Genomic DNA, 18977 nt, shown 5'->3' with positions numbered 1-18977 from the left:
GCTGAGACCGAGAGTTGGCACTCTCGTTCAATCAACCAAAGGAATCCCAACGACACCCCGAAGGACGCCGAATGGGGGTATTGATACTTGGCACTGACTTTCGGCACGCTGTTGAGTTCTCAAGGAGCGGACGCGCGGCGAACCAGACCCTCTCAGGTCGTCGTCTCCGGCTTGTGTTGTCCTGCTCGGCGCCCGGTCCCGGCCTCGCGGTCGTTCCCGGCGCAGAGAGAAAGTTACGTGGCTCTGCGGGAGGTGTCAAACCCGGGTCGGGTGACGCGCGCCACCTGCCCGAGACGTGGCCGTCACCTGGCGTTCACACGCCACGGACGCCCGCTCCGCCAGGCCGGGGATCGCCCAGCTCAAACGGCCGGACCGGCCCCGGGGCAGTGCACGCCGGCCACCAGCCGCTTGCCCTTCCGCAGCACGAGCCACCCCCCGGTCAACCAGTCCCCGGCGGCGGGTGCGGCGTCGGCGTCGGTGACCCGGACGTTGTTGACGTAGGCGCCTCCCTCCTTGACCGTGCGCCGCGCATCGGTCAGGGACGACGCCAGCCCCGCCCGCTGGAACAGGGCAGCGACCGACAGCGCAGGGTCCTGGATCTCGACCGCGCCCGCCTCGGTCAGGGCTGCGGTCAGCGTCTGCGGGTCCAGCTCGGTGAGCTCGGCCCGGCCGAACAGGGCCCGGCCTGCGGCCTCCGCCTGGGCCAGTTCCGCAGGGCCGTGCACGAGCCGGGTGAGCTCCTCGGCCAGCGCGCGTTGCGGTGCCCGGGACGCCGGACGCTCCTCGGACTCCGCGATCAGCGCCGCCACCTCGTCGACCGGGCGCTCGGAGAACAGCGGCAGCCAGGCCCGGGCGTCGACGTCGTCGATGTTGAGCCAGTACTGGAAGAACGCGTACGGGCTGGTGTGCTCCGGGTCCAGCCAGATGGTGGCGCCCTCGGTCTTGCCGATCTTCTTGCCGTCGGCCGTGGTGATCAGCGGGGTGGCCAGGGCGTGCGCCGACGCCCCCTCCGTCCGCCGCACCAGGTCCGTGCCGGCGGTGATGTTCCCCCACTGGTCCGAGCCACCGCTCTGCAGCGTGCAGCCGTGCCGCCGGAACAACTCGCGGAAGTCGTTGGCCTGCAGGATCTGATAGCTGAACTCGGTGTAGCTGATGCCCGCGTCGGAGTTCAGCCGAGCCGAGACGGCCTCCTTGGCCAGCATCCGGTTGACCCGGAAGTGCTTGCCCAGGTCGCGCAGGAAGTCGATCGCCGACAGCGGCGACGTCCAGTCCAGGTTGTCGACGTAGATCGGCTCCCGCAGCCCCTGGTCGGCTGCCGGCAGGTCGAGGAACGGCCCCACCCGGCGACGGATCCCGTCCACCCAGGTGGCCACCTGCGCGGGGTCGTTCAGCTGGCGCTCCGACGACGGCCGGGGGTCACCGATCAGCCCGGTGGCGCCACCGACCAGGACGATCGGCTGGTGCCCGGCCCGCTGCAGGGCCCGCAGCACCATGAACTGGATCAGGTGACCGACGTGCAGGCTCGCCGCGGTGGGGTCGAAGCCGCAGTAGTACGTGACCGGCCCCTCCGCGAGATGGGCGCGCAGAGCCTCCTCGTCGGTGCTCTGGGCGATCAGCCCGCGGCGGTGCAGCTCGTCGATCACAGAAGGTGCTGAGGTCACGATCGCCCATCTTGCCTGGCAGCCCGGCGCCGCGGCTTCCCGCCCGCCCGGAAGACGCTCACCGATGGGGCGTCGGTCTCCCAGAAGCGCCAGGGGAGCTCGGTGGCCACGCTGATCCCGACCCGCGGGCCGGCCGAGACACCGGCGGGCGCTCCCCCGGCGTGCAGCCGAACGGGCGAGGCGGGGTCGAGCAGGTCGGTCCCCCGGTCGTCGGGGCCGATGTCCAGCGCCTGGGTGAGCCGGGCCGGGCCGCGGGCCAGGTCCCGCGCGACCCGTGCGGCCGGCCTACGGGAGTGGGCCAGCGACTCCCCCAGCACCACCTCACCGGCACGCATCAGGACCGCTGAGCCGCGACCGGCGGGGCCGACGACGACGTTGGCGCACCAGTGCACCCCGTAGCTGAAGTAGACGTACAGCCGGCCAGGCGGGCCGAACATGATCTCCGCCCGCGGGGTCGGGCCCCGATGGGCGTGCGAGGCCGGGTCCTCCCCCTGCCCCGAGTACGCCTCCACCTCGGTGAGCCGCAGCGCGACCCGCCCGTCGGGCCGGTCGGTCACCACCCAGCACCCCAGCAGCGACCGGGCGACCTCGTCGACCGGCCCGAGCAGGTCCTCCTCGGTGAGGAGCGGACCAGGTCCGGGCCGGTCGGACGGCGGGAGGTCGGTGGCCACGCGGGCTAGAGGGCCCCGGCCACCGGTGACCACGACGCCCACTCGGTGTGCTCACGAGCGAGCTCGGAGAGCGACCGGAGCTGCTCGGCGACCCGCTCCGGCGCCGTCCCGCCGCGGGCCTGCCGGGCCGCCAGGGCACCGGGGACGGTCAGCACCGACCGCACCTCCGGGGTGAGCCGTTCGTCGATGCCGGCGAGCTGGTCGTCGTCCAGCTCGTCGAGCTCGAGACCGGCCTCCTCGCAGAAGGCGACCATCGAACCGCTGATCTCGTGTGCGGACCGGAACGGGACGCCGTTGGACACCAGCCACTCGGCGACGTCGGTGGCCAGCGCGAACCCCTGGGGGGCGGCGGCCTCGATCACCTCCGGGCGCAGGGTCAGGGTGGCGACCATCCCGGTGACCGCGGGCAGCAGCAGGAGCAGCTGCTCGACCGAGTCGAAGACCGGCTCCTTGTCCTCCTGCAGGTCACGGTCGTAGGCGAGCGGAAGGCCCTTGAGCATGGTCAGCAGCCCGGTCAGGTTGCCGACGAACCGGCCGGCCTTCCCCCGGGCCAGCTCGGCGATGTCCGGGTTCTTCTTCTGCGGCATGATCGACGACCCGGTCGCCCAGGCGTCGTCCAGCCGGGCCCAGCCGAACTCGGTCGACGTCCAGAGCACGACCTCCTCCCCCAGCCGGGACAGGTGCACGCCGAGCAGGGCCGCGACGAAGCAGAACTCAGCAGCGAAGTCGCGGTCGCTGACCGCGTCGATGCTGTTGTCGGCGGCCCGGTCGAAGCCCAGCTCCGCGGCGACGGCGTCGGGGTCCAGCGCCAGCGAGGAACCGGCCAGCGCGCCGGAGCCCAGCGGGCTGACCGCTGCCCGCCGGTCCCAGTCCAGCAGCCGGTCGACGTCACGGGCCAGCGAGTGGGCGTGCGCGAGCAGCTGGTGGGCGATGAGCACCGGCTGGGCGTGCTGCAGGTGGGTCATCCCCGGGGCGGCGACGTCGCGGTAGCGCAGGGCCAGCCCGACCAGCGCCTTCTCCAGCGCGGCGAGCTCGCCGACCAGCCGGCGCACGTTGTGCCGCAGGTACAGCCGCAGGTCGGTGGCGACCTGGTCGTTGCGGCTGCGGCCGGCGCGGAGCTTGCCGCCCAGCGGGCCGAGCTTCTCCAGCAGGCCCCGCTCGAGCGCCTCGTGCACGTCCTCGTCGGCCTCGATCGGGGCGAACGTGCCGTCGCCGACCTCGGCGGACAGCTCGGTGAGCGCGCCGATCATCCTGGCCAGCTCGTCGACGGTCAGCAGCCCGGCCCGCTCCAGCACCCGGGCGTGCGCGCGCGAGCCGGCCAGGTCGTAGGGCGCCAGCCGCCAGTCGACGTCGGTCGACTTCGACAGCGCCGCCATCGCCGGTGACGGGCCGCCCCCGAAACGGCCGCCCCACAGTCGGGTCTGGCTCCCGGCGTTGCCCTCGGTCACTCTGCGCTCACTTCCACGTCGGCGTGCAGGTCGGTGTCGTCCCCGTGCACCGGGTGGGCGCGCTCGGCGAGCGCGCGCAGCCGGTCCGCGAGCGCGGGGCCCCCGTGGGGGTCGCGCGAGACGACCATCAGAGTGTCGTCCCCGGCGATCGTGCCCAGCACGTCGGGGAGCCCGACCTTGTCCAGCGCGGAGGCGAGGAACTGGGCAGCGCCCGGGGGCGTGCGGACGACGGCGAGGTTGGCGCTGCCCTCGGCGCTGGTCAGCAGGTCGGCCAGCAGCCGGGTCAGCCGGGCCGGCGCGGACTGCGCCGGACGCAGCGGGGCGTTCTCCGGCGGCAGCACGTAGGAGGCCGGCGCGCCGTCGGACCCGCGCAGCTTCACCGCGCCGAGCTCCTCCAGGTCGCGGGACAGCGTCGCCTGGGTGACCTCGACCCCGGACTCGGCCAGCAGGCGGGCGAGCTGGGTCTGCGAGGTCACCGGGCCGGCGGTGATCAGCTCGGCGATCCGGGCGTGCCGGGCGGAGCGGGTCAGCGCGGTGGTCACCCCGACCGCTCCAGCAACCACAGCAGCAGGGCCTTCTGCGCGTGCAGCCGGTTCTCCGCCTCGTCCCACACGGCGCTCTGCGGCCCGTCGATCACCGAGGCCGCGATCTCCTTGCCGCGGTAGGCCGGCAGGCAGTGCAGGACGACGGCGTCGTCGGCGGCCCGGGCCAGCGCCGGCTCGTCGACGGCGTAGGACCCGAAGGTCGCGATCCGGGTGGCGTGCTCGGACTCCTGCCCCATCGACACCCAGGTGTCGGTGACCAGCACGTCAGCGCCGTCGGCGGCGGCGGCCGGGTCGGCGGTCCACTGCACGGACCCACCGGTCTCCTTCGCGATCTGCCCCGCCCGGGTCAGCACGGCCGGGTCGGGCTGGAAGGCCTCCGGCGAGCCGATCCGCACGTGCATGCCGGCCAGCGCGCCACCCAGCAGGTAGGAGTGCGCCATGTTGTTGGCGCCGTCGCCGAGGTAGCTGAGCGTGAGCCCGGCCAGCTGCGGCCGACGCTCGAGGACGGTCTGCAGGTCGGCCAGGACCTGGCAGGGGTGGAAGGCGTCGGTGAGCGCGTTGACCACCGGGACCCGGCTGACCGCCGCCATGGCGTCCATCCGCTCCTGGCCCGAGGTCCGCCAGACGATCGCCGCCACCTGCCGGTCGAGCACCCGGGTGGTGTCCTCCACCGACTCCCCGCGCCCCAGCTGGCTGGCGCCGCCGTCGATCACCAGCGGCTGACCGCCGAGCTCGCTGACGCCGACGGAGAAGGAGACCCGGGTACGGGTGGAGGGCTTGTCGAACAGCACCGCGACCGTGCGCGCGGTGCCGTTGGCCGCACGCAGCGGGGCGGGCGCGGCCGCGGTGTGCCGACTCGCCTTGAGCTGCGCGGCCAGCGCCAGGACCTCGGCCTGCTCCGCCGGCGTCAGGTCGTCGTCCCGAGTGAGGTGCCGGACCGTCACAGGTCCGCCTCCTGGAGGGCGGCGTCCAGCGCGGCGGGGAGCGCGGCGACGAACGCGTCGAGCTGGGCGTCGGTGACGACCAGCGGCGGCGCCAGCCGGACGACGTCGGCGGCCACCCCGTTCACGAGGAACCCGGCCGCCCGCAGGTGGGTCTCGACCGCGGCGGCGACCGGCGCGGTGAGGACGACGCCGAGCAGCGCGCCCCGCCCCCGGACGCCGCTGATGCCCTCGTGGCCCAGCGCGTCGACGCCGGCGGCGACCCGGTGCTCGATCTCCTTGGCGCGCTCCAGCAGCCCCTCGTCCCGGATGGTGTCCAGCACGGCCAGGGCGGCGGCCGCGACGATCGGGTTGCCGCCGAACGTGGAGCCGTGCGAACCCGCGGTCATCAGGTCCGCGGCTGCGCCGAAGGCCAGGGTGGCGCCCAGCGGCAGGCCGCCGCCGAGGGCCTTGGCCAGGGTGACGACGTCGGGCTGCAGGCCGTCGGCCTGGTGGGCGAACCACTGCCCGGTGCGCCCGCTGCCGGTCTGCACCTCGTCGACGGCGAAGAGGGCACCCGCCGAGCGGGCGGTCTCCGCGGCTGCGGCGAGGTAGCCGGGCGGGGCCGGCAGCACGCCGCCCTCCCCCAGCATCGGCTCCAGCAGCACCATCGCGGTCTGCTCCCCCACGGTGGCCGACAGCGCGTCGGCGTCCCCGTACGGGACGTGCTGGACGCCGCCGGGCAGCGGGGCGAAGGCGGCGGCCTTGGCCGGCTGCCCGGTGAGCGCGAGGGAGCCCATGGTGCGGCCGTGGAAGGAGCCGATCGCGGTGACCACCTCGGGCCGCCCGGTCAGCCGGCTGAGCTTGAACGCGGCCTCGTTGGCCTCGGCCCCGGAGTTGCAGAAGAAGACCCGCCCCGGCCGGCCGGCGAGCTCCAGCAGCCGCTCGGCCAGCAGCACCCCCGGCTCGTGCATGGCCAGGTTGGACACGTGGCCGAGCAGCTGCGCCTGGGCGGTGATCGCGTGCACGACCGCCGGGTGGGCGTGCCCGAGGATCGTGGTGGCGATCCCGCCGAGCAGGTCGGTGTACTCCCGGCCGTCGACGTCCCAGACGGTCGCGCCCGCGCCGCGGGCCAGCGCCACCGGCGGGGTCTTGTAGTTGCCCATCATCACGGCCGACCAGCGGGTGGCCAGCTCCTCGGTGTGCGTCATGGTGCGGTCACTCCCTCCGGTGTCGGTGATGTGGTGTCGGTGCCGGCCGGGACGACCATCGTCCCGGTGCCCTCGGTGGTGAAGGTCTCCAGCAGCAGGGCGTGCGGCAGGCGCCCGTCGATGACGGTGGCCCGCCGCACCCCGCCCTCGACCGCCCGCAGGCAGGCGGCCATCTTCGGGATCATCCCGGCGTCCAGGGTCGGGAGGATCTCCGCCAGCTCGGTCGCGTCGATCTTCTGCACCAGCGAGTCGCGGTCGGGCCAGTTGGCGTAGAGGCCCTCGACGTCGGTGAGCACGACCAGCTTCACCGCACCCAGGGCGACCGCCAGCGCCGCGGCCGCGGTGTCGGCGTTGACGTTGTGCACCTGCCCGGAGGCGTCCGGTGCGACGGTGGCGACGACCGGGATGTGCCCGGCCTCGAGCAGCGCGTGGACCGGGGCGGGGTCGACCGCGACGACGTCCCCGACCAGGCCGACGTCCACCGGCTCGCCGGCGATGATCGCGTGCGTGCGCTCGGCGGTGAACAAGCCGCCGTCCTCACCGGACAGCCCCACGGCCAGCGGGCCGTAGGAGTTGATCAGGCCGACCACCTCGGGGCCCACCTGACCGGTCAGCACCATCCGGACGACGTCGATCGTCTCCTCGGTGGTGACCCGCAGCCCGCCGCGGAACTCGCTCTCGATGCCCAGCCGGCTGAGCATGCCGTTGATCTGCGGGCCGCCGCCGTGCACGACGACCGGCAGGATCCCGCAGGTCCGCAGGAACACCATGTCCTCGGCGAAGGCGCGTCGGCACTGCTCGTCGACCATGGCGTGCCCGCCGTACTTCACCACCACGATCCGGCCGTGGAACTCCCGCAGCCAGGGCAGCGCACCGGTGAGGACGGCGACCTTGCGCGCATCGCCCTCGGGGTCGTGGGTGCGCATGACCCGCGGGGTGCCCACCGAACGCCGGGCCGGCGGGGTGGCGAGGTCGGGGGCGACGTCGGGCGGGGTCGGGTCCTGGGGCGGGGTGTCGTTGCTGGTCATGTCGAGTAGGCCGAGTTCTCGTGGACGTAGGCGAGGGACAGGTCGTTGGTCCAGATCGTGGCCTGCTCGCTGCCGGCCCGCAGGTCGACGTCGATCGTGACGGCCCGGCCGGACAGGTCGACGCCCTCGCGCGGGTCGCCGATCGCGCCGTCGCGGCAGACCGTGACGCCGTTGATCGTCACGTCCACCTGGTCGGGCTCGAACGCCGCGTCGGTGGTGCCGATCGCGGCCAGCACCCGGCCCCAGTTGGGGTCGTTGCCGAACAGCGCGGTCTTGAGCAGGTTGTTCCGGGCGCAGGCCCGGCCGGCGGTGACCGCGTCGGCGACGCTGGCCGCGTTGCGGACGGTGATCGCGATGTCCTTGGTCGAGCCCTCGGCGTCGGCGAGCAGCTGCATCGCCAGGTCGGTGGCGGCCGCGGTGAGGGCGGCGGTGAACTCCTCGGCGCTCGGCGTGACCCCGCTGGCGCCGTTGGCCAGCACGATCACCGTGTCGTTGGTGGACAGGCAGCCGTCGGAGTCGACCCGCTCGACGCTGACGCTGGTCGCCGCCCGCAGCGCCGGCTGGAGCACCTCGGCCGGCACCACGGCGTCGGTGGTGAGGACGACGAGCATCGTGGCCAGCGAGGGGGCGAGCATGCCCGCGCCCTTCGCCATCCCGCCGATGGTCCAGCCGTCTCCGGTCTGCACCGTCGTCTTCGGCACCGAGTCGGTGGTCATGATCGCTCGGGCGGCGTCCGGGCCGCCGTCGGCGGACAGCTCCGCGACCGCGGCACCGACCCCGGCGAGGAGCGTGTCCATCGGCAGCCGCACGCCGATCAGGCCGGTGGAGGCCACTGCGACGTCGACGGCACCGAGCCCCAGTTCGGCCGCGACGTGCTCGGCGGTGGTGTGGGTGTCGCCGAAGCCCTCGGGCCCCGTGCAGGCGTTGGCGCCGCCGGAGTTGAGCACGACCGCGCGCAGCCGGTGGTCGACGAGCGCCTGCCGGCTCCACAGCACGGGGGCTGCCGGGAACCGGTTGGTGGTGAAGACGGCGGCCGCAGCGTCGTCCGGCCCGTCGTTGACGACCAGGGCGACGTCCGGCGCGCCGCTGGACTTCAGGCCGGCGGCGACGCCGGCCGCCCGGAACCCCTGAGGGGCAGTGACGCTCACGGTGCGACCCCGACGGTCGGGAGACCCGTGGTCTCGGGGAGGCCGAGGGCCAGGTTGGCGCACTGGAGGGCGGCGCCGGCCGTGCCCTTGGTCAGGTTGTCGACGGCGGCGACCACGACCAGCCGGCCGGCGTCCGGGTCGACCGCGACCTGCAGCTGCACCGTGTTCGCGCCGAGCACCGCGGCCGTGGTGGGCCACTGGCCCTCGGGCAGCAGGTGCACGAACGGCTCGTCGCCGTAGGCCTCCTGGTACGCGGCCCGGGCCCGGGCGGCGTCCACGCCGTCGGCCAGCGGGGCCGAGCAGGTGGCCAGGATGCCCCGGCTCATCGGCACCAGGGTCGGGGTGAAGCTGATCCGGACCGGCTTCCCGGCGGCCTGCGCCAGGTTCTGCACCATCTCCGGGGTGTGCCGGTGGACCCCGCCGACGCCGTAGGCGCTGGCCGAGCCCATCACCTCGCTGCCCAGCAGGTGGGTCTTCGCGCTCTTGCCCGCCCCGGAGGTGCCGCTCGCCGCGACCACCACGACGTCCGGCGTCACGAGCCCGGCGGCCAGCGCCGGGGCCATCGCCAGGGTGACCGACGTGGGGTAGCAACCGGGGACGGCGATCCGCCGGGCACCGGCCAGCTGCTCCCGCTGGCCGGGGAGCTCGGGCAGGCCGTAGGGCCAGTGGCCGGCGTGCTCGCCGCCGTACCAGCGGGCCCAGGCGGCCGGGTCGTTGAGCCGGTGGTCGGCGCCGCAGTCGATGACCAGCGTGTCGGCGGGCAGCTGGGCGGCGATCGCCGCGGACTCCCCGTGCGGCAGGGCCAGCACGACGACGTCGTAGCCGGCCAGGGCCGCCGCATCACTGCCCTGGACCTCCAGGTCGGCGTAGGGCAGCAGGTGCGGCTGCAGCTCACCCAGGCGTCGGCCGGCGCTCGAGTTGGCATGCACCCCGGTCAGCCGGAGGCGCGGGTGCCCGGCCAGCAGCCGGCACACCTCACCCCCGGCGTACCCGGTGGCGCCGGTGACCCCGACCGTCCACGTCTGTTCGCTGTTCACGGTGCATGACCATACCTGCTCGTGCATGACTGTGCAGTCTCTGGTGGGCCGGTGCGTGCCCGACCGCGTATCCGGGCAGGGAGCGAACGGGCAGTCGAGCCCACCCATGCCGAGGAGGCCCCCACCTGTGAGCGCGTTCGACCGGATCGTCGTCATCTACAACCCGCACAGCACCGGCGCGGCACCGGAGTCGGCCGAGGAGCTGCATGCCGAGCTGGCCGCGCGGCTCCCCGCCGTCCCCGTGGAGCTCTGCCCGACCCAGCGCGCCGGTCACGCCCGCGAGCTGGCCCGCGAGGCCGCCGCCACGGGGAGGCCGCTGCTGGTCTCGGTCAGCGGGGACGGCGGTTACAACGAGGTCGTCGACGGCGTCATGCAGGCCGGCAACCCGGACGCCGTCTGCGCGGTGCGGGCGGCCGGCAACGCCAACGACCACCGCCGGACGACGCGCGAGCACCACCTGGCCGACGCGATCGTGGCCGGCGACGTCCAGCGGATCGACCTGCTGCGGCTCACGCTCGGCAGCGGCAGCGACGCCGAGGTGCGGTACGCCCACTCCTACATCGGCGCCGGGCTCACCCCGGTGATCGCGGTCGACATCGAGAAGGGCGGCAAGGGGTCGTGGCGGGAGGCGCTCTCGGTGCTCCGCGGCTTCACCCGCTTCCGGCCATTCCCGATCCGCCTGGAGGACGGCGAGGAACGCACCATCGACAGCCTGCTCTTCGCCAACATCGCCCAGATGGCGAAGGTGGCCACGCTGAGCGAGGGCGCTCGGCCCGACGACGGCCGGTTCGAGGTGATCGCCCAGCGACGGACCGGCAAGCTGCGGGTCCTGGGCACCGCGCTGCGCGCCGCGACCCGAGGTCTGGGCCGGCAGCCGAGCGCGACCCACTACGCCTTCACCACGCTGGTGCCCATGCCGCTGCAGCTGGACGGTGAGCTGGTGGAGCTCGAAGCCGACACGCGGGTCACCGTGGACATCGCCCCGAAGGCGCTGGCCACCGTGTTCTGACGCGCGGGACGGGCGGGGGTCCCAGGTCCCGAAGAGGAGACGTCACCCGCGGGCGGGCCGATCTGCGACAGGGTGGTCCGGCTGGTGCCGCAGCTCGGCAGCCGACCGAGACGATCCCGAGGAGATCCGGCCATGGACGCGAGCAGCCTCCCCGTCCCCGCGACCTACGACAGCTGCGGGCACGTCCAGGGCCCCTTCTTCCACGGGACCAGGGCAGCCCTGGCGGCCGGTGTGGAGCTGGTCCCCGGCCACGGCTCGAACTTCCAGGAGGGGCGGGTGTCCCACCACGTCTACTTCACCGCGCTCGTGGACACCGCCGCCTGGGGCGCGGAGCTGGCGGCTGCACTCGCCGGCGGCGGGGAGCCGGGACGCATCTACGTGGTGGAGCCACTGGGCCCGTTCGAGGACGACCCGAACGTGACCGACAAGCGGTTCCCGGGCAACCCCACCCGGTCCTACCGGACCCGCCACCCGCTGCGCGTCGTCAGCGAGCTGGACAGCTGGCAAGGGCACGACCCGGAGGCGCTCCAGGGGATGCTGGACCACCTGGCACTGCTGCGAGAGCAGGGCCGGGACCTCATCGAGGACTGACTGTTCCCCGGGGGCCGGCCGCCCATCGATGAGTTCGGCGGTCGCCACGGGTCTGACGGGCATGACGCAGACCCAGCACAGACCACCACACTGACCCAGCTCGCCGTGACGATGTTCTCCGTCAGCGACCAGGACGCCGCCCGGGCCTTCTACACCGACGTGCTCGGCTTCGAGGTCCGCGGCGACGAGCGCTTCGGCGAGGACGGCGCGGACCGATGGCTGGAGGTCGCCCCGCCCGGCTCCTCCGCCCGGCTGGCGCTGAACCCGCCGATGGGCGGCTCCCCCGGCGGCGGCTCGGTCGGGGTCGAGTCGACCGACGTGCTCGCCGAGCACCGTCGGCTCGCCGCCCGCGGGGACGTCGACCTCGACCCGGCCCCGACCCGGGTGCCCGGCGCGCCGCTGCTGTTCGCGGTTCGCGACCCCGACGGCAACACGATCTGGGTCGTCGAGGAACCGGCCTCCTGACGGTCGCCGCACAGCCGGTCCTCGGACTGCTGAGGGCGTTCTGTCAGCAGGGCGGTGCAGAGTCCCCCGTGCCCGGCGAACGACGCCGGGCAGGGGAGGAACACCGCCATGCACGAGGTCCAGCAGCAGCCGTCCGGCGGGATCGACCTGGTCGAGGAGGACGGCGTGACCGTGCTCCGGTTGTGCGGGGAGGTCGACAGCCTGGTGGTCGAGGCCTGGGACGCCGGCGGGCCGCGTACCCCCGGGGCGGGCGCCGTCGACCTCTCGGCGGCCACCTTCCTGGACGGCCGGGCGTTGCGGCTGCTGGTGCGGGAGACCGAGCAGGCCCGCCGGGCGGGAGAGCTGCCCGAGCTCCGCCGGCCCTCCCCCCTGGTCCGCCGGATGCTCGAGGTCACCGGCGCCGCCGTGCTCTTCGCCGCGGTCTGCTGACCGCGGCGGCCACCGCTGACCGTCTCGGCCCCGCGGTCGGCTGACCGCCTCGGCCACCGCGGTGGCTCAGCCGACCGGGTCGTCGGCTCCGTACGGCCGCAGGCGCAGCTGGCGGGCGGTGCCCTCGGGGGCGGTGGCGCGCAGCAGGTCGAGGTCGTCGGCGCCGGCCCGGAAGAACCGCCCCGACCACTGGTCCAGCTCACCGGCGGCGATCGCCAGGGCCAGGGCCACCACGTCCTCCGGGCGGGTCCACTCGGTGCGCCCGGCGTGCATCGGCATCGCCCGGGTCATCTCGGTGTCGATCACGCCCGGCGCCAGGTCGAACGCGTGCACCCCGTGCGCCGCGCCGGCCAGGTCGATCGCCTCGGTGATCCGCATCTGCGCGGTCTTGCCGGCCGAGTAGGCGCTGTAGACGTCGCTCCCCCGGGTGCCCAGACCGCTGGCCAGCCCGATCACCCGGCCACCGCCGGCGGCGATCATCCCGGGCACGACGGCGCGGGAGACCAGGAACGGCCCCCGCACCTGGCTCTCCACGACCTGCCACCACTGGTCGGGGTCGGCCTCCCACAGCGGCACCTCGGCGGCGTCGATGAGGCCGGCGTTGTTGACCAGCAGGGTGACCGGCCCGAGCTCCGCGGTCACCTGGGTGACCGCGGCCTGCACCGCGTCGGGGTCCGTGACGTCGGCGGCCACCGCCAGGGTGCGGGTCCCGGTGGCGTCGGCGACCTCGGCCATCGCCCCGTGCAGCCGGTCGGCCGAGCGGGCCAGCCCGGCCACGGTCGCGCCGCGCTCGGCCAGCCCCTGCGCCAGGTACCGGCCGATGCCGGCCGACGCCCCGGTGACCAGCGAGACCGTGCCCGTCAGATCACGCACGGAGCACCGCCCCGGTCCGCTCCACGGCCAGCGCGATCGCGGCGTCGCGCGCCGCGTTCGCCTCCTCGCCGGTCAGTGTCCGGTCCGGCGCGCGCAGCGTCAGCGCGTACGCCAGCGACCGCGACCCGGCCGGCACCGGGGCGCCGGTGTAGACGTCGAAGAGCCGCAGCACCTCCAGCAGCTCACCCGCCCCGTCCCGCAGTGCCGCCTCGACGTCGGCGGCCGGGACGGCGTCGGCGACGACCAGCGCCAGGTCGACCAGCACCGGCGGGAAGGTCGAGACGTGCGGCCCGACGGCCACCGGCGCGGCGGGCAGGGCGTCGACGTCGAGCTCCATGGCGCAGGTGCGCGCGGGGAGGTCGAGCGCCGCGCAGACCCGCGGGTGCAGCTCGCCGGCGTGGCCGACGACCGTCGCCTCGGCGCCGTCGCCGACGAGCAGCTCCGCGCAGCGGCCCGGGTGCCAGGGCGCCAGCTCACCGGCCCGCACGGTCAGCTCGACACCGGCCGCGGCGGCCACGGTGCGCGCCGCCTGCACGGCGTCGGCCCAGGTGCCCGGGCGGCCCGGCCCCCACCATCCGCGGGGTTCGAGGTTCCCGGCCAGCACCACGCCCACGTGCCAGGGCTGCTCGGGGACCGCGCCGAGCAGCGCCGCCAGGACGTCGTCGTCGGGGCGCCGGTCGACCCCGGGCACCGGGGCCTGGGTGCGCGGGCCGCCCGGGAAGACCGCACCGTGCTCGAAGACGGCGACGTCGCGCTGCCCGCGGGCCAGGTTGCGGGCGAGGGTGGCGAGCAGCCCGGGGAGCAGCGTCGTCCGCATCGCCGGGGCCTCCTCCGACAGCGGGTTGCGCAGCGTGATCAGCGACCGCCGGGCGTCGTCCGCGGGCAGGCCGAGGGCGTCCAGCTGCGCCTCTCCCACGAACGGGTAGGACGGCGCCTCGACGTAGCCGGCGTCGGCGAGGGCGCGGCCGATGCTGCGCCGGCGGCGCTGGCGCTCGGTGAGCCCGCGCCCCGGCGGCGCGGTCGGCAGCACGGAGGGGATCTCGTCGAAGCCCAGGTAGCGGACGACCTCCTCGACCAGGTCGGCCGGGTCGGTGAGGTCACCGCGCCAGGACGGCGGCGTGACCTGCAGCTGCTGGCCGTCCCCGTCGACGGTCGCACCGATCGCCTGCAGCACCTCCACCACCTGCGACGGCGGGTACTCGACGCCGGCGATCCGGCCGGGCCGGCCGGCGTCCAGCGCGATCACCGGGCGCGGGCCGCGCACGTCGAGGTCGACGGGTGCACCGACGACGTGCGCGCCGCCGTGCTGGGCCAGCAGCGCGGCGGCCCGGGCGAGCGCCACGACGGTGACGTCGGGGTCGGTGCCCCGCTCGAAGCGCTTGGCCGCCTCGCTGGGCAGCTTGTGCCGGCGCACCCCGCGCCCGATGCCGGCCGGCTCCCAGTGCGCGGCCTCCAGCAGCACCGCGGTGGTGGTCGAGCCGATCTCGGTCGAGGCGCCGCCCATCACCCCGGCCAGCCCGATCGGCCCGGACTCGTCGGCGATCAGCAGGTCGTCGCCGGTGAGCGCCCGGTCGACGCCGTCCAGCGTGGTCAGCCGCTCGCCGTCGGCCGCCCGGCGCACCGTGATCGGCCCGGTGACGGTGTCGCGGTCGAAGGCGTGCATCGGCTGGCCGAGCTCGAGCATCACGAAGTTCGTGACGTCGACGGCGAGGGAGATGCTGCGGATGCCGCACTGGGCCAGCCGCCGGCGCAGCTCCCACGGGCTGGGCGCGGTCGCGTCCAGGCCCTCCATCGCCACCATGGAGAAGCGGTCGCAGCGGCCCGGGTCGGCCACCTCGACGGCCCAACCGGGCTCACCGGACCACGCCGGCGGCGTGAGGGCGGCCGGGTCGCGCCAGTCAACGGCGAGCGCCCCCGCCAGGTCGCGGGCGATGCCCCGCAGGCTCATCGCGTAGCCGCGGTCGGGGGTCACCTCGAGGTCGAAGACGACCTCGTCCAGACCGAGGACACCGGCGGCCGGCGTCCCGGGGGTGAAGCCCTCCTGCCCGAGCACCAGGATGCCGGCGTGGTCCTCCCCGATGCCCAGCTCGCGGACCGAGCAGATCATCCCGTCGGAGACGTGGTCGTAGGTCGTCCGGGCGGCGATGGCGAAGTCCCCGGGCAGCACCGCACCGGGCAGCGCCGCGACGACCAGGTCGCCGACGGCGAAGTTGCGGGCGCCGCAGACGATGCCCCGGGGATCCTCCTCCCCCACGTCGACCTGGCAGTACCGGATCGGCTTCTTGAAGCCGGTGAGCTCCTCGATCTCCAGCACCCGGCCGACCACGAGCGGGCCGGTGGTGACCGGTGGCCGGAGCACCTCCTCGACCTCGAAGCCGAGCCGGACGAACGCCTCGTCCAGCTCCTCGACCGTCGTCCCGGCGGGGATGTCGACGTGCTCGCTCAGCCAGCTGACGGGGACCTTCACTGCTCAACTCCGAACGCACTCGTGAAGCGGACGTCGCCCTCGACGATGTCGCGCATGTCGCCGACCCCGGAGCGGAACTGCAGCGCCCGCTCGATGCCCATCCCGAAGGCGAAGCCGGTGTACTCCTCGGGATCGATGCCGCAGGCGACCAGGACCCGGGGGTTGACCATCCCGCAGCCGCCCCACTCCACCCAGCGCGGCCCGTCCCGGTGCTCGGGGAACCAGACGTCGAACTCCGCCGACGGCTCGGTGAAGGGGAAGAAGTGCGGCCGCCACCGGGTCAGCGCGTCGGCGCCGAACAGCTGGCGGGCCAGGTGGTCCAGGGTGCCGCGCAGGTGGGCCATGGTCAGGCCGCGGTCGACGGCGAGGCCCTCGACCTGGTGGAAGACCGGGGTGTGCGTGGCGTCCAGCTCGTCGGTGCGGTAGACCCGGCCGGGCGCCACCACGTAGATCGGCGGCCGGCGCTCGAGCATCGTGCGCGCCTGCACCGGGCTGGTGTGCGTGCGCAGCACCAGGCCGGAGTCCTCGGGCGCGACGAAGAAGGTGTCGGCCAGCGACCGCGCCGGGTGGTCCGGGCCGGTGTTCAGCGCGTCGAAGTTCAGCCACTCGGCCTCGAGCTCCGGGCCCTCGGCGATCTCGTAGCCCATCCCGACGAAGACGTCGGAGATGCGGTCGGTCAGCGTGGTGAGCGGGTGCCGGGCGCCGGGCAGGGCACGGTCCCAGGGCAGCGTGACGTCGACGCGCTCCTGGCGCAGGACCCGCTCGTCCCGCTCGGCCTCCAGCACCGCCAGCCGGGCGGCGTGGGCCTCGGTGACCGCGACGCGGGCGGCGTTGACCCGCTTGCCGGCGTCCGAGCGGGCGTGTGGGGGCAGCGCGCCGAGCTCGCGGCGGGCCAGCAGCACCGGCGCGCGATCGCCCAGGTGCGCGGGGCGGACGGCGGCCAGCGCCTCCAGGTCACCGGCGGCGGCGAAGGCATCGATCGCTGCCTGCACCGCCGCGTCGAGGGCCTCCGCGGACAGCGCGGCGACCTGCTTGGGGTCATAGGGGTCGTTGGCGCCAGACACGGGAGGCCATTCTGCCCGGACGCACCCGCTCGGCGCGTCCGGGTCGCGCGCCACGGCCATGGCGGCGGGCCCGGCCGACGGGCCGGGGCTCACCCGCAGGGGTGGTACCGCGACCCAGAGCAGGTGGCTTCGGGCCCGCCCGCGCCGATCCCCCGCTCGTGACCTCGACCCACGCCCCTGTCGCGACGATCGACGCGGTGCTCGCGTCCGGCAGCGTGCACAGCCTGTACCAGCCCATCGTCGAGCTGGACTCCGGCCGCGTCGTCGCCTACGAGGCGCTCGCCCGCGGTCCCCAGGGACCGCTGCACACCCCCGACGCCCTCTTCGCCGCCGCCCGGTCGGCCGGCCGGCTCGCCGAGCTGGACGCACTGTGCCGGTCCGCCGCGCTGCGCGGCGCGGTCGCCGCGGAGCTCGGCCCGCCGCTGACGGTGTTCGTCAACGTCGAGCCGCAGGTTCTGGAGTCTGCGCCGCTGGAGGAGCTGCTGGCCATCGCCACCACCGCCCCGGCGGGGTTGCGGGTCGTCGTGGAGATCACCGAGCGGGCGCTGGCCACCCGCCCGGCGGACCTGCTGCGCGCCGTGGAACGGGTCCGTGAGGTGGGCTGGGGCATCGCCCTGGACGACGTCGGGGCCGAGTCGATGTCCCTGGCCTTCATGCCGCTGCTGCGTCCCGACGTGGTCAAGCTCGACCTGCGCCTGGTCCAGCAGCGGCCCGGCCCAGCGGTCGCCGAGATCATGAACGCGGTCAACGGCTACGCCGAGCGCACCGGGGCGCTCATCCTGGCCGAGGGGATCGAGGACGAGGCCCACCTGGCGATGGCGTGCGCGCTGGGCGCCAGCCTCGGGCAGGGCTGGCACTTCGGCCGGCCGGGCGCCACCGCGGTGCCGGACCGGGCGGTCGGCCGGCTGGAGCTGCCCGGCACGAGCGGCGCGGCCGGCAACGCGGAGACCTCCCCGTTCAGCTGCCTGCCGGACGGGACGAAGCTGCGCACCGCACCGAAGGCGCTGCTCATCGAACTGAGCAAGCACCTGGAGCGCCAGGCCATGCGGCTCGGTGAGACCTGCGTGGTCGCCGCCACCTTCCAGGAGGCCCGGCACTTCACCCCCGCGACCGGGCTCCGCTACCGGGACCTGGTCGCCCGCACCGGCTTCGTGTGCGCGCTCGGTGCCGACCTGCCGGTCGAGCCGCTGCCCGGGGTGCGCGGCGCCCACCTCGCGCCGGCCGACCCCGTGCGCGGGGAGTGGGACGTGGTCGTGCTCAGCCCGCACTTCAGTGCCGCGCTGCTGGCCCGGGACCTCGGCGACGGCGGCCCGGACATGCAGCGCCGCTACGAGTACGCCCTCACCTACGACCGGCGGACGGTCGAGCGCGCCGGGGTCTCCCTGGTCGCGCGGGTCGCCGCCGAGCCGCTCCCGGTGGAGACGGTGCCGGACGTCGCCGTCCCGACGGCTGCCCCGGCCGCCGCGGACGCCGCCGGCCTCACGCCGGACGAGGTGCTCCTGCAGCGCGCCCTGGCGGCGACGACCAGCGGGGTCACGATCGCGGACATGACGGCGCCGGACCAGCCACTGGTGTACGTCAACGCCGCCTTCGAGCAGCTCGCCGGCCTGGAGGCCGGGGAGGTGCTGGGCCGCAACTGCCGCTTCCTCCAGGGCTCGGACACCGACCCGGGCACGGTGGACCGCATGCGCCAGGCCATCCGGGAGGGCGCGGAGTTCCGGGCCACGCTGCTCAACCACCGCGGGCCGGACCGGGAGCCGTGGTGGAACGAGATCCACCTGGCCCCGGTGCTCGACGCCGCCGGCGACGTCGTCCAGTACATCGGCGTGCAGACCGACGTGACCGGCCGGGTGACCGCGGAGCGGGAGCTGCTCCGTGAGCGCGACCGCACGCGCCAGCACCTCGCCCAGATCGAGGAGCTCGCCTACACCGACCCGCTCACCGCGCTGCCCAACCGGCGCCGCTTCGAGGAGCGGATGGAGTCCGCGCTGTGGCAGGCCCGGCTCGACGGGTCGGCGGTGGCGTTGCTCTTCCTCGACCTCGACGGCTTCAAGGCGGTCAACGACGCCCTGGGCCACAAGGCCGGGGACGAGCTGCTGCAGGTGATCGCCGACCGGCTGCGGGGCCGGCTGCGCCGCGGTGACCTGCTGGCCCGGCTCGGTGGCGACGAGTTCCTCGTCGGGCTGCTGGGGCTGGACCCGGCGACGGCGGCCCGCGAGGCCGGTGAGGTGGCCGCGCAGCTGCGGGCGGCGGTGACCGAGCCGGTGGTGCTGTGTTCGCAGAGCGTGCATGTGCAGGCCAGCGTCGGGATCAGCGTGCACCCGGACGACGGCGCCGACTTCGGCCCGCTGCTGCACCGGGCCGATGCCCGGATGTACGCCAGCAAGCACCCGGCCACCGCCTGAGCCAC

The 18977-nt window shown here is 74.9% G+C and carries 17 protein-coding genes; 5 read left to right on the top strand and 12 right to left on the bottom strand.

Annotated features, from left to right (window positions below):
• Positions 1–359: 359 nt before the first annotated feature.
• Genes tyrS through argC form a run of 9 tightly spaced genes read right to left on the bottom strand, consistent with a single transcriptional unit; the run spans position 360 to position 9669 of the window.
• Entirely contained in the window at positions 360–1661 is a 1302-nt protein-coding gene (gene tyrS / locus O2V63_RS07630; protein ID WP_269166930.1) for a tyrosine--tRNA ligase, read from the bottom strand.
• Complete coding sequence (locus O2V63_RS07625) at positions 1658–2332, bottom strand: DNA-3-methyladenine glycosylase (protein ID WP_269166929.1); 675 nt, start codon at positions 2330–2332, stop codon at positions 1658–1660. Before O2V63_RS07625 ends, tyrS begins: the two co-directional genes overlap by 4 nt.
• Positions 2333–2337: 5 nt before the next feature.
• On the bottom strand, positions 2338–3780 hold the full coding sequence (gene argH, locus O2V63_RS07620) for an argininosuccinate lyase (RefSeq protein ID WP_269166928.1): 1443 nt from the start codon (positions 3778–3780) through the stop codon (positions 2338–2340).
• Positions 3777–4322 (bottom strand): arginine repressor, encoded by a 546-nt coding sequence (locus O2V63_RS07615; RefSeq protein ID WP_036336557.1) that lies wholly within the window; start codon positions 4320–4322, stop codon positions 3777–3779. Before O2V63_RS07615 ends, argH begins: the two co-directional genes overlap by 4 nt.
• Positions 4319–5269 (bottom strand): ornithine carbamoyltransferase, encoded by a 951-nt coding sequence (argF, locus tag O2V63_RS07610; RefSeq protein WP_269166927.1) that lies wholly within the window; start codon positions 5267–5269, stop codon positions 4319–4321. The genes O2V63_RS07615 and argF overlap by 4 nt, the downstream gene beginning before the upstream one ends.
• Positions 5266–6456 (bottom strand): acetylornithine transaminase, encoded by a 1191-nt coding sequence (locus tag O2V63_RS07605; RefSeq protein ID WP_269166926.1) that lies wholly within the window; start codon positions 6454–6456, stop codon positions 5266–5268. The genes argF and O2V63_RS07605 overlap by 4 nt, the downstream gene beginning before the upstream one ends.
• The gene (gene argB / locus O2V63_RS07600; protein ID WP_269166925.1) at positions 6453–7484 is read right to left on the bottom strand and encodes an acetylglutamate kinase; all 1032 of its coding nucleotides are present in this window, start codon (positions 7482–7484) and stop codon (positions 6453–6455) included. The genes O2V63_RS07605 and argB overlap by 4 nt, the downstream gene beginning before the upstream one ends.
• Positions 7481–8632, bottom strand: a complete 1152-nt coding sequence (gene argJ, locus O2V63_RS07595) for a bifunctional glutamate N-acetyltransferase/amino-acid acetyltransferase ArgJ (RefSeq protein WP_269166924.1) — start codon at positions 8630–8632, stop codon at positions 7481–7483. The genes argB and argJ overlap by 4 nt, the downstream gene beginning before the upstream one ends.
• The gene (gene argC / locus O2V63_RS07590) at positions 8629–9669 is read right to left on the bottom strand and encodes an N-acetyl-gamma-glutamyl-phosphate reductase (RefSeq protein WP_269166923.1); all 1041 of its coding nucleotides are present in this window, start codon (positions 9667–9669) and stop codon (positions 8629–8631) included. The genes argJ and argC overlap by 4 nt, the downstream gene beginning before the upstream one ends.
• A 127-nt stretch (positions 9670–9796) precedes the next feature.
• On the opposite strand from argC, the gene O2V63_RS07585 reads away from it, so the two are divergent.
• The 4 genes from O2V63_RS07585 to O2V63_RS07570 all read left to right on the top strand — a co-directional run bounded on the left by O2V63_RS07585 (position 9797) and on the right by O2V63_RS07570 (position 12163).
• On the top strand, positions 9797–10678 hold the full coding sequence (locus O2V63_RS07585; protein ID WP_269166922.1) for a diacylglycerol/lipid kinase family protein: 882 nt from the start codon (positions 9797–9799) through the stop codon (positions 10676–10678).
• Between the two features lie 132 nt (positions 10679–10810).
• Positions 10811–11269 (top strand): NAD(+)--rifampin ADP-ribosyltransferase, encoded by a 459-nt coding sequence (gene arr, locus O2V63_RS07580; protein ID WP_269166921.1) that lies wholly within the window; start codon positions 10811–10813, stop codon positions 11267–11269.
• A gap of 105 nt (positions 11270–11374) precedes the next feature.
• A complete protein-coding gene (locus O2V63_RS07575) occupies positions 11375–11734 on the top strand; it encodes a glyoxalase superfamily protein (protein WP_269166920.1) in 360 nt (119 codons plus the stop codon).
• Between the two features lie 108 nt (positions 11735–11842).
• Positions 11843–12163 carry an STAS domain-containing protein gene (locus tag O2V63_RS07570; protein WP_269166919.1) on the top strand — a complete coding sequence of 107 codons (321 nt, stop codon included), beginning with the start codon at positions 11843–11845 and terminating at the stop codon, positions 12161–12163.
• Positions 12164–12229: 66 nt separating this feature from the next.
• Here O2V63_RS07570 and O2V63_RS07565 read toward each other — a convergent pair whose 3' ends face one another.
• From O2V63_RS07565 to pheS, 3 genes are read right to left on the bottom strand one after another with little or no spacing between them, the layout of a single operon-like run.
• Entirely contained in the window at positions 12230–13036 is an 807-nt protein-coding gene (locus O2V63_RS07565; RefSeq protein ID WP_269166918.1) for an SDR family NAD(P)-dependent oxidoreductase, read from the bottom strand.
• Entirely contained in the window at positions 13029–15503 is a 2475-nt protein-coding gene (gene pheT / locus O2V63_RS07560; RefSeq protein WP_269166917.1) for a phenylalanine--tRNA ligase subunit beta, read from the bottom strand. The genes O2V63_RS07565 and pheT overlap by 8 nt, the downstream gene beginning before the upstream one ends.
• Positions 15500–16567, bottom strand: coding sequence for a phenylalanine--tRNA ligase subunit alpha (gene pheS, locus O2V63_RS07555; protein WP_269166916.1), 1068 nt, complete (start codon positions 16565–16567; stop codon positions 15500–15502). The genes pheT and pheS overlap by 4 nt, the downstream gene beginning before the upstream one ends.
• 158 nt (positions 16568–16725) lie before the next feature.
• On the opposite strand from pheS, the gene O2V63_RS07550 reads away from it, so the two are divergent.
• On the top strand, positions 16726–18972 hold the full coding sequence (locus tag O2V63_RS07550) for a diguanylate cyclase domain-containing protein (RefSeq protein ID WP_269166915.1): 2247 nt from the start codon (positions 16726–16728) through the stop codon (positions 18970–18972).
• Positions 18973–18977: the final 5 nt, after the last annotated feature.

It is taken from the genome of Modestobacter sp. VKM Ac-2977 (genome assembly GCF_026968045.1).
Lineage (GTDB): Bacteria > Actinomycetota > Actinomycetes > Mycobacteriales > Geodermatophilaceae > Modestobacter.
Note: the sequence above shows the minus strand (reverse complement) of the source record. Positions and strands in the feature narration are given on the sequence as shown.

Excerpts from the sequence above, each read along its gene's own strand:
- argB (WP_269166925.1), bottom strand. The coding sequence starts at position 7,484 with ATGACCAGCAACGACACCCCGCCCCAGGACCCGACCCCGCCCGACGTC.
- O2V63_RS07570 (WP_269166919.1), top strand. The coding sequence starts at position 11,843 with ATGCACGAGGTCCAGCAGCAGCCGTCCGGCGGGATCGACCTGGTCGAG.
- arr (WP_269166921.1), top strand. The coding sequence starts at position 10,811 with ATGGACGCGAGCAGCCTCCCCGTCCCCGCGACCTACGACAGCTGCGGG.
- O2V63_RS07605 (WP_269166926.1), bottom strand. The coding sequence starts at position 6,456 with ATGACGCACACCGAGGAGCTGGCCACCCGCTGGTCGGCCGTGATGATG.